The sequence below is a fragment of the Litorimonas taeanensis genome (genome assembly GCF_003634015.1).
Lineage (GTDB): Bacteria > Pseudomonadota > Alphaproteobacteria > Caulobacterales > Maricaulaceae > Litorimonas > Litorimonas taeanensis.
In genome coordinates, this window is the sequence record NZ_RBII01000001.1 from 1,492,606 (window position 1) to 1,507,978 (window position 15,373).

13 protein-coding genes are annotated in these 15,373 nt (G+C 45.5%); 10 read left to right on the top strand and 3 right to left on the bottom strand.

Going from position 1 to position 15,373, the window contains the following annotated elements; translation table 11 throughout:
- Positions 1-30: 30 nt before the first annotated feature.
- The 6 genes from DES40_RS06810 to DES40_RS06835 all read left to right on the top strand — a co-directional run bounded on the left by DES40_RS06810 (position 31) and on the right by DES40_RS06835 (position 7,284).
- Entirely contained in the window at positions 31-957 is a 927-nt protein-coding gene (locus tag DES40_RS06810; protein ID WP_233345479.1) for a hypothetical protein, read from the top strand.
- Positions 954-3,452, top strand: a complete 2,499-nt coding sequence (locus DES40_RS06815; protein ID WP_121099897.1) for an efflux RND transporter permease subunit — start codon at positions 954-956, stop codon at positions 3,450-3,452. Before DES40_RS06810 ends, DES40_RS06815 begins: the two co-directional genes overlap by 4 nt.
- Entirely contained in the window at positions 3,449-4,171 is a 723-nt protein-coding gene (locus DES40_RS06820) for a DUF2141 domain-containing protein (protein WP_121099899.1), read from the top strand. The genes DES40_RS06815 and DES40_RS06820 overlap by 4 nt, the downstream gene beginning before the upstream one ends.
- Entirely contained in the window at positions 4,168-5,157 is a 990-nt protein-coding gene (locus DES40_RS06825) for a glycerophosphodiester phosphodiesterase (protein ID WP_121099901.1), read from the top strand. Before DES40_RS06820 ends, DES40_RS06825 begins: the two co-directional genes overlap by 4 nt.
- 64 nt (positions 5,158-5,221) lie before the next feature.
- The gene (locus tag DES40_RS06830; protein ID WP_121099903.1) at positions 5,222-6,241 is read left to right on the top strand and encodes an adenosine deaminase; all 1,020 of its coding nucleotides are present in this window, start codon (positions 5,222-5,224) and stop codon (positions 6,239-6,241) included.
- Between the two features lie 20 nt (positions 6,242-6,261).
- Positions 6,262-7,284: an esterase-like activity of phytase family protein gene (locus tag DES40_RS06835; RefSeq protein WP_121099905.1), complete on the top strand. Its 1,023-nt coding sequence runs from the start codon at positions 6,262-6,264 to the stop codon at positions 7,282-7,284.
- Positions 7,285-7,287: 3 nt separating this feature from the next.
- Here the strand turns inward: DES40_RS06835 and DES40_RS06840 are convergent, their stop codons facing one another.
- Complete coding sequence (locus tag DES40_RS06840; RefSeq protein ID WP_121099907.1) at positions 7,288-7,740, bottom strand: DUF2155 domain-containing protein; 453 nt, start codon at positions 7,738-7,740, stop codon at positions 7,288-7,290.
- Entirely contained in the window at positions 7,733-8,131 is a 399-nt protein-coding gene (locus tag DES40_RS06845; protein WP_121099909.1) for an NADH:ubiquinone oxidoreductase subunit NDUFA12, read from the bottom strand. The genes DES40_RS06840 and DES40_RS06845 overlap by 8 nt, the downstream gene beginning before the upstream one ends.
- A 221-nt stretch (positions 8,132-8,352) precedes the next feature.
- Here DES40_RS06845 and DES40_RS06850 point away from each other — a divergent pair, with 221 nt between their 5' ends.
- Positions 8,353-9,261, top strand: a complete 909-nt coding sequence (locus DES40_RS06850; RefSeq protein WP_170144911.1) for a pentapeptide repeat-containing protein — start codon at positions 8,353-8,355, stop codon at positions 9,259-9,261.
- A gap of 66 nt (positions 9,262-9,327) precedes the next feature.
- On the opposite strand, the gene aspS is transcribed toward DES40_RS06850, so the two are convergent.
- Positions 9,328-11,151, bottom strand: coding sequence for an aspartate--tRNA ligase (gene aspS, locus DES40_RS06855; RefSeq protein WP_121099914.1), 1,824 nt, complete (start codon positions 11,149-11,151; stop codon positions 9,328-9,330).
- 315 nt (positions 11,152-11,466) lie between these two features.
- Between aspS and DES40_RS06860 the strand changes: the two genes are divergently transcribed.
- The 3 genes from DES40_RS06860 (at position 11,467) to DES40_RS06870 (ending at position 15,371) form a co-directional block, all read left to right on the top strand.
- On the top strand, positions 11,467-12,213 hold the full coding sequence (locus DES40_RS06860; protein WP_121099916.1) for a tryptophan 2,3-dioxygenase family protein: 747 nt from the start codon (positions 11,467-11,469) through the stop codon (positions 12,211-12,213).
- Positions 12,170-13,318, top strand: coding sequence for an aminotransferase class V-fold PLP-dependent enzyme (locus DES40_RS06865; protein WP_121099918.1), 1,149 nt, complete (start codon positions 12,170-12,172; stop codon positions 13,316-13,318). Before DES40_RS06860 ends, DES40_RS06865 begins: the two co-directional genes overlap by 44 nt.
- Before the next feature lie 175 nt (positions 13,319-13,493).
- Positions 13,494-15,371 carry a patatin-like phospholipase family protein gene (locus DES40_RS06870; protein WP_121099920.1) on the top strand — a complete coding sequence of 626 codons (1,878 nt, stop codon included), beginning with the start codon at positions 13,494-13,496 and terminating at the stop codon, positions 15,369-15,371.
- Positions 15,372-15,373 lie beyond the last annotated feature (2 nt).

Here is a 15,373-nt window from a genome sequence, read left to right on the forward strand (position 1 = left end):
TTTTTTACGCGCCTTATTGATAAGCAAAAGATGGGCGATAAGCGCCTTAAACAAGCCTTATCAATAATACGCTGGCTTGCACTCGCCGCCATTTTGACATTTCTAATCTATAGGCTGAGTAAAATTGGTTGGAACAGCCTATATGAATCGCGCCCCACATCGGTTTTATTTTACTTGATATCGGTTCTGATGTTCATGGTCATGCCAATCGTAGATAAAATTAATTATTTCATCATGACTGGCCACAATATCCCCGAAGGGATAAAGGTTTTTTCCCGCAAGCAAGTTTTTAATGAAGCCATTGTGAGCTATGCGGGCGAAACCTATCTATGCCCTAAATTGGCGGCCCTACCTGGCCATGATACGCGTAAGGCCCTAATTGCCATAAAAGATAACACGCTTATCTCGGCCTTAGTTTCTAACACATGGACTCTTGTTCTTATTCTTTGTGTGTGGTGGGTCGGAAGAAGCGATATCCTGAATGAAATTTGGAATCTCTCGCCAATACTCAATGGTGTTTTTGGTGCTTTTTGCTGCTTGCTCTATTTAGTATCTATCGTCTTTTTCAGAAAATTTATGAAACGGGCATTTCGCGAAATCTGGCGCGTTGCGGCCATACATGGCGTGCGCATCATTATATTAGCCGCTCTGCAGATTGCGCAATGGAAGAGTGCTTTGCCATCTGAAGAGATATCATTTTGGGTTATGTTTTTAGCCGTTCAAACCTTGGTTAAACGCGTCCCTATAAATGGTGACCTTATGTTCCTCAGCGTCGCCTTGCTCCTTTCAGGGTTTTTGAATGGTGATGGCAACACTGTAACGGCTATGTTAGTTGCCGCGGCAGCCATGAATCAGATAGTTCAATTTGCGGCTTTTCTTTTAACCTCTGATGTTAAATCTAAATCGCGTGAATCTCGGCCGCACTATCCATTGGCAGAGCACGCTGCAGCCGAATGAAATGGACGGTACTAAATAAGGCCGCCACCCGTTGGGCTGGCTGTATTTCTCGCCGTGCAGGTCTTATTTGTATGGCGAGCCTAATAATAACAATGCTGGCTTTTCAGCATATGAAAACCCTCAATGTTTCCACCCAAATCAACGCCCTCATGCCTGAAGGTGCAAGGAGCGTTCGGACCTTGAATAAGGCGCTTGAAAAAACTGGGAGCTTTGCTGCCATTCAAATTGTCGCCAATGCAAACAGCCCTGACGCAGTTTTGGCGCAATTAGGTGCCATTAAAAAGCAAATCGATACCTATGATTGGGTCGGCTCCAGTCAATATTATGAGGACATTGAGGTCCTTGAAAATCATAAATTACTCTATCTCAGCCTTGAAGAATTGCTAGAGTTAGAGGCCGAAATCAATCAGGCCTACCCCACACTTATTGCGAAAAACATTGGTGCTTTTTTCGGAGCCTCAGTCCGTTACACAGAACGCGGAGCCGGCCTAACGGGAGAGTCTACATCTCAGATAGACCCTGACATGCTAGAGGCCTTTAAGAGCATAACAGATACATCTAAATCTAATAGCAAACGATATTTTACGTCTGACGATGGGTTAACGGGCGTCCTTATCGTTTGGCCCAAAGCAGGGCAAGATTCGCTATTGGATGCAAAGCGTATGGTCGATGATAGCTACCGTTTAATTGACAGGCTTAATACAACCCCAGAGGATAAAGTTGCGCTAGGGGTTGGCGGACGTATTGCAAGCCAAGTCGCTCAATTTGAATCGATCACCCGTGATTTAAAATACGGACTTATAAGCGCTATTGGCCTCATCATTTTGATGCTCTTATTTGCCTATCGAAGCTTCATGGCCATTCCCATTATATTGATACCGCTTGGCTGCGGAATCATTATCACTTTGGGATTAACGGCCATCATTATTGGAAATTTAAACCTTATTACGGTTTTTCTTACGCTTATCCTTTTTGGTTTAGGCATTGATTTTGCCATACACAACTTCAGCCGGTACCAAGAAGAACGACGTAAAGGTCACTCCCAAGAGAGAGCGGTCCAAATCATTATTCATGATACAGGTGCGGCGTCATTGCTTGCGGCTACGACCACAGCGCTCGCATTTTTTGCCCTAATCTTCACAGAGTTTAGAGCCTTTTCAGAATTTGGAATTATTGCCGGCATAGGCATACTTATAATCTGCCTATCCATGTACACGCTTCAACCTGCCCTTATTGTTCTCGCGGATAGGATAGGTTGGACAATTAATCCTAGATCAAAAAAACAAAAGTTATTTCGGTATCGATGGGGCTTTAATCCATTACGTTACCGCCTGCCAATTTTAACCGCTGTCATAATCACGGCTGTTTCAGCGGCCTATTTCGCCCCCAAAATCAAGTTTGAAACAGATACAAAAAAGCTCGAAGCACAAATGCCAGCACGACATGTCACCGCTACCGAACAAATACAAAAAGTGATAAGAACAGGCAATTCACGGGCCATTATAGTGGCAGAAAACTACGACGACCTCGTAAAAATTGATGAATATTTCAAACATAAGATAAAAGAAGATGACGCAAGCCCGACGATAAAATCTGTTTCTAGCTTAATTGATTTCATCCCTAACAAAGCCAGCCAATTAGAACGGCTTGCGATAATTAAACGTCTTGCCAAAAGCGCCTATAATTTACGCGTTTTCGATCCGGAAACATATGAATCTAGTTTGAAATTTTTAACAATAGAAGCCTTAAACATTGCTGACTTACCGCCGGGGCTACGACGTACCTATTTAGGGCAGTCTACGGGATCTCAACAAAATGATTTTGAAGATAGAGATACAGACTATCTTGTTTATGTTGATAATGCCGTAAATCTTGACGACGCGCGAAATGCCAAAGCTTTCTCGGATGATGTCGCGCAATTCACGATAGATGGTCAAAATCATTATGCCGCTTCCGAGAGTTTCATTTTAGTGGAAATGCTTGGCCTCATGAAAGCCGATGCCATAAAAGCTATTTTACTCGTGAGTGTAACAACGAGTTTTGTGGTTTTTATCTTTCTAAGAAATTTTTGGGCGACTCTTATCGTCTTGGCCCCAACCTTGATTGGCCTTGCTGCAACTGTGGCGATAATGGGGGCATTCGGCCCCGCTTTGTCCATTATGAATATGGTAATTTTACCATCGCTCATCGGTATATCCGTTGATAACGGTATTCACATTTTCCACCGCTTTGAGAGTGAAGGCCCTGACGCAGATATTTTAGGCATTATGTCGACTACGGGAAGAGCCTCAGTCTTAACGACGCTAACCACCCTTATCGGGTTTGGGGGTATGATTACCGCGTCAATGGCGGGACTGCGTTCCCTCGCCTTATTGGCTATTATCGGCTTCCTTGCCTGCTTGATTACTACAGGGTTTGTTTTACCAATCCTGTTAGAATTCTACCAAAAACACTTTCAAAGAAAACGCCTTCAACCTCTGGGGTCGGCCTTATGAAACGGATTCTTACCGCCATTATTGTCTGCTTAGCAATTGCGACTGGATCGAGGACGGCATTTGCTCAATTTAACGGGAAAGCTTACTCAGAACTCGAAGTCATTTTGTATGACGCAGAAACAATTGAACGCATAAATAAACCAAAAACGCCGCCGCTCCCAATTACGCCTTCCCCAGTTGCGCCTTCCGTTACAGCACCAAGCGTCCTTAATATTCAGCCACCACCTCCTCCAATTTACCCGCGTGATCTTAGCCCGCGATACACAATGATAGAAAAAGGGGTTCCCATTATAATCGACCCGCAACCCTGCGAGCCGAGCAAACCTGACCTTGCAATTACCATAGAAAATGTTGAAAATTCAAAAGGGTTTATTGTGGCCGACCTTCACGATGACAATGAAGAGAATTTTTTGAATTCAGACAAGGTTGTCCTCAGAATACGCGCCACAGCCCAAGCAGGTCGTACATATTTCTGCCTCCCCTTACCATCGCCCGGCGAATATGCCGTAGGTATATACCATGATGAAAACGACAATCATAAATTCGATAAAGGGCTTTTGAAAATTCCCAAAGAACGCTTTGGCATGTCAAATAATCCACCCTTCGGCCTTAAAGCACCGGATTACTCCGAAAGTGCTTTCACGGTTCCTGAAACCGGCACTGAAATCACCATACAGCTATTTTCATCTGGTGACATTTTGAAAGGATCTAAACGATGAGTTTATCCCGCAGCACGACATCGTTTATAATGTTAATGGAAGCCGCAGGGTGGAATATAAATGCCGCCCCCAATCTTCACAGATTTTCCGAGGAAGACTGGCAAGACGCCTCTAAACGTCTGGGGCCAAAGGGTGCATGGCAAGTGTTTCACCCTCAAAAAATAGTGGCTGTCGGTCATCGCGGAGCAAAACATTTCGCACCTGAAAATACGATTTCAGCGCATGAAACCGCCTATCATATGGGCGCGCGGGCGATTGAATTTGATGTCCGCTGCACAAAGGACGGTCATTTCATTATCATTCATGACAAAAAGGTCGAACGCACCACTAATGGTACCGGCCGAGTCAAAGATCTTACCCTTGCAGAGATTAAAGCCCTGAAAATTACCTCAATAAAGGGCTCACAATTTGAAGGTGAGACCATTCCGACCCTTCGCGAGGCCCTCAGAAATGTCAAAGGTCGCTTTGCTGTCGATATAGATTTTAAGGGCGGCCCTAAAAACTCTGCGGCTATATTAGAGGATATCCTTATTTCCGAAGGATTTATGCAAGACGATGCGCCGCTTGTAACCATATTCTCTCGTCGTCAGCATTTCGATATGCTCAAATCACTGAGTAAAAATTTCGCTTTTCGTCCGCATTACCTGTCAGAGCAAAGGACTGTAGAATGGACCCAACATCACCCTATCAATATTATGGGTCTGCGACGCTTATCTTTTTCTCCCAAAGCGGCGGCTGTCATCCGCCGTCAAGGCGTACGGCTTTTTTCAAATGTGATGGGCCCATATGACAACATAATGGGCTTTGACGATGCAATTCGGGCGGGTTCTCAGTTCATTCAAACAGATTATCTCGACCAACTCGTGCCATACTTAGAAAAGCGCGGCTTACTTGAAACACGGGTTCTGGGCCGAGACTTTATGCCGCTGCCATCCAATGTACCTGAAAGCGTTTCACCGGCCCTGACATCATCTAGCGTGAATTAAAACGAGCTGATGCGTTTGTCAGTCCTCTCTTGGTTTTTGGGCTTAAATACGATAGTTCGAGCCTATGACAGACCTCCCCTCCCTCATTCGCGCCTTACCTAAAGCCGAGCTTCATTTACACATTGAGGGTAGTCTTGAACCCGAACAGATGTTTGAATTGGCGGCAAGAAACAATGTAGCCCTGCCTTATGACAGCGTTGAAGATATTCGGGCCGCCTATCGTTTTAATAATCTGCAAGAATTTTTAGATATTTATTATCAAGGCATGTCTGTTTTGCTGACGAAGCAAGACTTTCATGATTTGACTTATGCCTACCTAAAACGAGTTCATGCAGATAATTGCCGCCATGTTGAGATTTTTTTCGATCCGCAAGGTCATACAGAACGCGGCGTTGCATTTTCAGATGCCATTGAAGGTATTTTTGATGGGCTCGAACAAGGCAAGAAAGACTTTGGCATTTCTTCTCACCTCATTCTTTCATTCCTTCGTCATCTTTCAGAAGAAGAGGCTTTTGAAACTCTGGAGCAGGCAGAGCCTTATATTGATAGAATTTTAGCTGTGGGACTGGACTCATCTGAACTCGGCCACCCACCCTCAAAGTTTGAACGTGTCTACGCTAAGGCCCGCGAAAAAGGCCTTAAGAGTTTTGCTCACGCAGGAGAAGAAGGCCCGCCAGAATATGTCTATGAAGCCCTTGACCTTTTGAAGGTTGACCGCATTGACCATGGGAACCGCGCCCTAGAGGACGATGCCTTAGTTGAACGCCTTGTGGCTGAAAATAAATATTTAACTGTCTGTCCGCTTTCTAATCTAAAACTATGTGTGGTTGATGACCTTAAAAATCATCCCTTGAAAACCATGCTCAATAAAGGACTAAAAGCAACTGTGAATTCAGACGACCCATCCTATTTTGGAGGGTATTTAAATGATAATTACTTGCGAACAGCAGAGGCACTACACTTAACAAAAGACGATATAGTAACGCTCGTAAAAAATGGATTTGACGGCGCTTATTTAACAGCTGAACGCAAGGCTGAATTAATGCATGAATTCAACCAAGTCATTGCCAGTCACAACACATAATTTTCTGCCTAGAGGACAATATGCCACTCCGCATTTTGAAAATGCTTTCAATATCTATGACGGCGCTCATAATCAGCACGCACCCCGTGGTCGCAGATGACACGGCTGAATACCTTGACCAAATAAAGCAAAAATCTTGCGCTAAAAAGTCAGACTCTTTTCCGTTCGCATCCCTAGACATAACGGCAACACCTGTAGCCTTGGGCGATGAAGCCGAGATAAAAGCTACATTACCGCATAATGTGAAATTTCTTAATGGATGGCATTTAACGGCGCCAGACTCTCGTTTTGGCGGGCTGTCTGGCATAGATCGTCTCCCCAATGGAGACTTAATGGCTGTTTCTGACCAAGGAACGATTTTTGTTATTGGGCTAACAGATAACGCCCCAAATGGCCGCGGGGCTATGACGCCTCTCTTAGATCATCGCGGTCAGCAAGTTGGGCGAAAGATGGATTCGGATTCTGAAGGCCTTGTCTATCATGACGGACTTGTTTTTATTAGTTTCGAACGCGACCACCGCGTCCTAGCCTATGACTTTTTTGGCTGTAAATCTGCCGCGCGGGGTATTAAAATCCTAGACTTTCCCCGCAAGATTTCTGGCAAAAAAATACCAAATAATAGCGGCGCAGAAGCATTGGATATAAGTACGGATGGCCATTTGATTTCTGGTTTCGAATTTGAATTAGAGGGCAAAGCGCCCATTGTGACAATAGCTTTGTCAGCCTTGGCGAATACGGACAAACTCCCAAAAAATTCGATTAGCTTCAAACCCGTCGACGAACCCTACTCTCTGGTTGGCTTGTCTAAATCAGCGGCTCTTCTTCGGACATATGACCCTAAAACGGGCAATCGAAACATTATCCAAGTCGACAAAGGTCAAACGGAATTTACGTTACAACCCCCACTGGCCGTGGATAATTTTGAAGGCATTACGGAAGTAACAACCCCAGAGGGGCAACGTCTTATATATATTATTTCCGATGATAATTTTTCTGGCCGGCAACGCACATTATTACATGTGTTTGAGATAACTGACGAATAGAGATTATCGACGTAACTCTGATGTTTCCGTTCTGGCTTTGGGCACTCTGCAATCAATAACCCAGACATCATAAACACGATGGTCGAGAGCGCTTATAGCGGGTTTTGACGCGAACATCCAACCTGAAAAAACGGTTTGATCTATATCGGCCGTCTCGCCCTTACCATTAAGGCGCGCATCTTTAATTTGCAAAAAGGCATAGGTTTCAGGAATTTCTTCTGGTGGTTTCTTTTCGCAATGCTGCGCTGTAATCGTCAGACTACCGTAGGTAAGAGTTTCTCCTATTTTCACAGTATAATCCTGAGTGGTAGCCGTCACCTTATCCAAAGTCCGCAAAACGACAGAGGTCCCGACGAGATTACGGCGGGTTTGAGTGGATTGGCTATCCCCAATCTGTGCCGAGACGGGCACAGAAAATGTGAAAGCTAAGAGTGAAAGCGAAAACGCTTTAAGCATCAGGTGTCCACGCTTCGTAATCGGCTGCCACTTTATCGCGAACGCCGCCACGATCTAAGCTACCCTTGGGTTTATAGGCATGAACCGTACCCGTTAGATTAGGCACATGGTCCTTTTCCCAAGCATGGGGAACATAACCGTCTTCTGTCGGAGGTAATTCACTCGTGTGATTAAGCCAACCCTGCCACCCTGGAGGAATGCGAGAAGCATCAGCATAACCGTCATAAGTCACCCAGCGGCGCTTACGCCCTTCATAGGTTGCTTTTTTCTCTTCATAATAGGTATTGCCATAAGCATCTTCAGCAATTTTTGTGCCTCGGCGACCGATTTCTAGATTCGTGCCGAATGTGGAGCCGTTCCACCATGTAAAAATGCGCTTAATAAAAGACATAAACCGCCCATATATTGTTGTGTCGAGGTCACAAATGACCCGAACATTTTAAAGGCTTATGCCCCTGACACGGCCAGAGGTAAAGCCGAGATGTGACCGAAATATGTTCTAGATATTCTTCGGGTCAAAATTGTGCTTTCTATACCACAAAATGAATGATTCTACAGAACCTTACAAAATTTTTACTCTACCTTGCCCATGACCAAGCCTATAACAGAGACATGAAACATATTCCGATGACATCTTTGGCGGCTTTTGCCGCCTTTGCGCTCTTTGCGCCAACATCACAGGCTCAAATTCGGGTTGAATCCCGAATCCACGCTTCATCTGGAGAATGCGCACAATGTGACCTGTCCAATAAGCGTATGAACGGTGTAAAACTGAAAGATTCAAATTTTGCAGGGGCTTTGTTTAATAATTCTAACCTGTCCGGCGGACAAATTGATGGTTCAAACTTAACTGGCGCTCACTTTCGAAAAGCGCTGCTTTACCGAGTTCATGGCGACAAGGTGATGATGGAGTCTGCAGTCCTAGAAGATGCGACCATGACCGAAGCAAAGGTCACAAATTCTATTCTGCGTTCAGCAAATTTACTCCGCGCAGACCTTTCTCGCGCCCATTTCGAGGGGAATGATTTCACGGCCTCTAATTTGACGTCAGTAAAAGCCCCGTCTGTCAATTTTACAGGATCAAATTTCAGCGACGCGCAGCTCTATCATGTGAACCTTCGCGAAGCTGTTCTTGATGAGGCCTCATTCAAAGATGTTAGCTTTGGTTTTGCCACGCTTACGGATGCGAGCTTGAAAGGCACAGATTTTTCCGATGCAAAAATGTCAAATGTTCAAGGCTTGAAACAATCGCAACTTGACCTAGCCTGCGGTAATGCGATGACAGAATTACCCGATGGCCTATCTATCCCTTATTGCGTGACGGCGGCACATAGCCAAATCGATCATAATCACGATGATATGACACCAAAAATGGCGCATATTGCGCGTAGACTTGATCGCGCCATTCGGGATGTAGAACTTCTCCTTGATGCAACGCCGCCAAACAATCGACCTATGAAGCGTAAACTCCAAAGCATTCACTCTGATTTGGTGCAGTCCAAGGATGCATTAGAAAAATAAACCGAAAATCATATATAAAAAAAGCCGCTCTTTAGCGGCTTTTTTATTATCGAGTGACGGGTCGCTCTATTTTTGATCAACAACAGGAACAAGCTTCAAGTTTAATTCCTTCAGCTGCGCGTTATCGGCTTCACCTGGGGCGTTCATCATTAGGTCCTGAGCTTGACCGTTCATGGGGAACAAGATGACGTCGCGAATAGTGTTTACGCCAGCAAGCAACATTACAATGCGGTCGACACCGGGCGCGATACCACCATGAGGCGGCGCGCCATATTTAAACGCGTTAATCATGCCGGCGAATTTGTCCTCGACCACTTCTGGACCATAGCCTGCCATCTCAAAGGCTTTATACATGATATCAGGTTTATGGTTACGAATAGCCCCGGATGAGAGCTCTACGCCGTTACAGACGATATCATATTGATAGGCCAGAATATCGAGCTGTTTTTCGACCGTATCCGCAGCTTCAAGCACTTCCATCCCGCCTTGCGGCATAGAGAATGGATTATGCGAGAAATCGACCTTCTTATTATCTTCGTCCCATTCATACATTGGGAAGTCGACAATCCAGCAAAATTTAAAGCCTTCAGATTCATCAATCAGGTCGAGGTCAGCAGCAACTTTGTTACGGGCCGCGCCAGCCAATTTATAGGCCGCGTCTTTTTTACCCGCAGAGAAGAAAATACCGTCGCCAGCACCAAGTCCCATTTTTTCTAGCAAGGCAGAAAGATGTGCAGGTTCGAAATTCTTCAAGACGGGGTCTTGAGAATCAACACCCCCGCCCTCTGCTTCTTTTAATCGAGCATAGCCGAGACCTGGCATCTGCATTTCTTTCTTCGCCCATTTATCCATATTATCAAAGAATTTACGCGACTGGTTCGCAGCGGCCTGCGGCGCAGGGATCGCGATAACTTTCCCGCCGCCCTTAGTGATTTTCGCAAAAATGCCAAAGCCCGTCTTGGACTCGTCAGTAAAGAATTCTGAAACATCCGTCAGTTCAAAAGGAATACGAAGATCTGGTTTGTCAGAACCATATTTTTCCATTGATTCCTTATAAGGAATACGTGGGAATGGTGTTTGTACTTTGCGGCCATCGGCAAATTCTTCGAACACGCCAGCCATAACAGGCTCGATAGCTTGGAAAACGTCCTCTTGAGTGACAAAACTCATTTCAACATCAAGCTGATAAAACTCACCCGGTGAACGGTCTGCGCGTGCATCCTCGTCGCGGAAACAAGGCGCGATTTGGAAATAACGGTCAAAGCCCGCCACCATGATAAGCTGCTTAAACTGCTGCGGGGCTTGTGGAAGCGCGTAAAACTTACCCGGATTCAGACGAGATGGAACAAGGAAGTCACGCGCGCCCTCTGGTGAAGACGCCGTCAAAATTGGCGTTTGAAACTCTGTGAAACCTTGCTCAATCATACGGCGACGTAGCGAATTAATCACCTGTCCACGCATGATGATATTTTTATGCAGAGTCTCGCGGCGAAGGTCTAAATAACGGTGCTTGAGACGAATATCCTCAGGATAATCTTGCTCACCGAAAACAGGCAAAGGCAAGCTATCAGCTTGGCTTTCTATATTGAACGTATCAACGCGAATTTCGACTTCGCCAGTTGGAATTTCTTTGTTTACCGCTTCGCTGTCGCGCGCCAAAACTTCGCCTGTAATCGTGATGACAGATTCAGATGGGCAGCGTTTAGCCGCTTCGTAAAATTCGGCGATAGGATAAACCACGACTTGGGTGATACCATAATGATCACGAAGGTCGATGAATAGCGCATTGGCATGTTCACGTTTGCGGTGAACCCAGCCTGAGAGTTTTACGGTTTCGCCGACATGGCTTCCGCGAAGTTCGCCGCATGTGTGGCTACGATAAGCGTGCATTTTATACTCCTTAGCCTGTTATCTAGGCCCTTAGGACGCGAAGCAGATAAACGGTCTACAGCGTCTGGTTAATGTCCGCGCGGCATAGCCCAGATAGGCTTTATGTCAAGTCTTGCCCTGTGGCTGTGTGGTGAGAACCTCTAAAAAAGCACATGATTTACAAGGCCTGTAAAAAAGGATATCGACTCACCATGACAGCTCATTCCATAGCATTAGCAGAACATGTTCTGCGAGATTGGCTCACTGGCCATAACTAACGCGCGTCTTCACCTTAATTAATCCCAAATAAAGTGACTAAGACAAGGACGTTAGACAATGGATAGACAAAAATACCAAAAAATGATGCGCGGCGCAGGCCAGCTAGATTATGAAATTTATCTGAATACAGAGAGCTTACTCTCTTGTCAGAAAGAACCTGAAGAGCTCTGTAATCCAGATGAGCTCCAATTCATGATTGTTCATCAAGTCGAAGAGCTTTGGATGAAGCTCATGGCAACAACCCTGCTTGATATTGATGATGAAATGCAGGCACGTAATAGTTTCAAAGCACTAACCTTGTTTCGTCGGGTGCAGCTCTGCCAAGAAATGATGACGCAACAATTAGTCTTACTCGAAACAATGTCGCCTAAAGACTATCAAGAGATTCGACTTTTACTAGGTAATGGGAGCGGCCAAGAAAGCCCAGGGTTTCGTGTCTTACTCGATATGCCAACGGATCTTTGGCAGACATTCAAAGCCATTTATTTAGAGGGCGGACAGCGGACGTTAGAGCAAATATATGATAGCGAATACAGCCATGATGATGCCTATATGATTGCCGAAGCCTTGGCTGAATTTGACGAACAATTTCAAAAGTTCCGACATTCTCATATGCAATTGATTTATCGTTCGATAGGGGTTGCCGCAAACTCCCTTAAGGGGCGTCCCGTTGAAATTCTCAACACGGGATTACGCCAAAAATTCTTCCCTGAACTATGGCAAGTACGCGCTGATATGACAGACCGTTGGGGCGGAACCTATGGCAAGGTACGCACAAAGCTCGACCCCAAAGCAAAGCCTTAAGACTATGGATATTCAATCCTATTTCCACGTACCGAATAATTACTTTCTATCTCACAGCGTTGGCTGCTTGCCAAAGACAACACAAAGCCGAGTGACTGACGCTTTTTTCTCTCCTTGGCAAAGCGGGGAAAGCTGGACAGAATGGATGCCTTTATTGGAAAACTTCCGAAACAAGCTTGGTTATCTACTCGGCACAAAAGCGGCGAATATTTGCCCTCAAACAAATATATCCAGCGCTTTAACGAAAATCCTATACAGCTTACCGTCTGCTTATAAAAAGGGTACAATCGTCCTCTCAAAGCAGGATTTCCCAACAATTGGTTTTGTTTTAAAACAGGCGGAGCGGAGCGGGTTTACGCTGAAATTCGTTGAAGGAGACCCCACTGATATCTCTGGGTGGGCTGATGCAATAGACAGCGACACGTCAATTGTTCACATTACTCATGCCCTATCGAACACTTCTCACCTTCTGCCTGTCAAATCCATTTGTACCTTGGCCAAAAAAGTGAATGCCATTTCCATTGTCGACATTGCGCAATCCATTGGCGCAGTGGCCACTCCCCTTGCAGAATGGAATTGTGATTTCGCTATGGGGTCTGGCGTGAAATTCCTTTGTGCAGGGCCTGGCGCCTGCTTCCTCTATGCATCAGAGACGATGATAACGCAGTGCGAACCAATTGATGTGGGTTGGTTTTCTCATGAAAATCCGTTCGAAATGAATATAGAGAGCTTCCGTTATGCCAATGACGCAATGCGATTTTTCGGCGGTACGCCCTCCCCATTACCCATAGTCGCGGCGAATGCAGCGCTGACACTCTGGCAGGAAATTGGGCAAAAAACTGTATATGAGACTATACAAAACCACCTAAATCATCTCACGCGCTCTTTACCAAATGCGGTAATGATTTCTCCAACAGACCCGGAAAAACGCGGGGCCACCTTAGTTATTAACCCGCAAGACCGCCCCCCCCTTCGCAAAGCGCTAGAATTAAACGCTATACGCTATGATGAAAGACAGGACGGTTTCCGGTTCTCAGTTCATGGTTATACCCCAGACACGGATGTAAGAACCTTAGCCGACCTCTTAAACGATGCGCTTGTCTGATATTCCAAATGGGGCGGCCTTAGCATCGCCTCATTCAGAGATTTGGGCTTAAAAAATCAAACTGACGACCAGACGGAATTCAAAGCGGTATAAAGCCATTTCAATTTCAACCCTATACACTGACCCCTATATTTCTTAGGTTTAGTGCAAGACCTAAATCGGTTGGGGTAAGTTTATGTCGATTGAAATTAAAGCAACAGCCTCTTTGCGTGCGTTGCTTGATGCGTGTCTTTCTCGGCATTTTGGCGTAGATGATCCTGAATTTCACAGCTTCATAGAAAAAAACGCAGAATATACCGAACTCAGCACGGGGGAATACCTCGTGAAAGAAGGCGATCAAACAAGCGAGGTTTACTTCCTTCTGACGGGTCATTTACGCGCTTTAAAAAACACGCCGACAGGCACAGTGATATTGGGAGAAATTGGGCGGGGCGAAACAATTGGCGAATTAGCCCTCTTCACTGGAAAACCTCGTAGCGCTGATGTGATTGCCATTCGTGATAGCGTAGCGGTCAAAATCACTCGCGAAGTTTTAGAAAAAGCCATTAAGAAAAAACCACATGTGGCCATAAAGGTTACACGCCAGATTATTGAGCGCTTCGAAGAAACTAATAACCTTCAGAACCCCCCAACCATTCCCGTTAACATCACTTTTTTACCCATTACGGACGGCGTGGATGTAGATAGTCTAACAGAATTACTCGCGGAAATACGTGGACAAAAAGGTGATGATGTTTGCCTGATTGATAATGGCTTTATCACTGAAACCTTCGGGCCATTAGATAAGCCAGATATCGCCTTCCCGCGCGGTACAGTCTCGCTGGGCATTAGTGATTTAGAGCTGAAATTTGATAGTCTTTATATGATAGCGGATTCGAATGACAGCGCTTGGCCACAAACGGCCATTCACCATTCCGATGAAGTTGTATTAATAGCAGACGCGACAGCCAATCCGAACATCACAGAACTTGAGAAAGAGCTTCTAGCAGCCCATAAAAACCTCCGCGTCCAAACCACCTTGGTCTTAATACACCCCGAAGGCACGAAATCCCCCAAAGACACGGCCAAATGGCTTGATGACCGAAGTGTTTCGCGTCACATTCATATTCGCCGCAATCATCGCCCAGATTATGAACGCCTTAGCCGCATTCTCTCAGGCCGCGCGATTGGCCTCGTATTAGCTGGCGGCGGTGCCAGAGGTTTGACACATTTAGGCACGCTGGCCGCTCTTGATGAAGCCGGGTTAGTGTTTGATTTTGTCGGCGGCACAAGTGCTGGCGCTATTATGGGGTCCTTCGCCGCAATGGATGTTCACGGCGCAAAAATTGAAGAGCGCACACGCGACATTTTCTTAAACTCTCCTTTTGGCGATATCACTTCTGACTATAATAAAATCCCCTATCTTTCCTTGATTAAAGGCCAACGCGCCCATGCCGCTATGGAACAAAATATCAAAGATAACGGCTATGAAAATATGGATATGGAAGATAGCTGGAAAACATTCTTTGTTATCGCTTCCAATTTCACAACGCATAAAGAACAGGTTCTGACGCGCGGAAAAATGTCGACCAATGTTGTTGCCAGTGCCTCAATCCCCGGCGTCATGCCGCCGACCCTGATTGACGGCGAATTAATTTATGATGGCGGCAGTTTTAATAACTTCCCTATCGACCATATGCGCCAATTGGGGGCACGCTATATTATTGGCGTCGACCTTTTATCCGATAAAATTTTCAAACATGAAATGGAGCAAGCGCCGAGTTCGTTAGCCGCGCTTCGAGACCGTTTCCGACCGAAAAAGAAACGGCGTTATCGTTTGCCGCCATTGCCTGCCACCTTGCTCGCAGCGACAGTTGTGACATCCATTGCTCGACAAAAAGAATTACGCGAACATGTTGATATCTTATTTCAACCCCCGACCAGCGGTATTACTCTATTAGATTGGAGTAAGTATGATGAGGCCTTCCAAGCGGGTAAGGATCATGCCTTAGAGGTGCTTGCTAATCTTGACGCGCTCACACTTAAAAACTTCAAAAACACAAAACCAAATTGAAA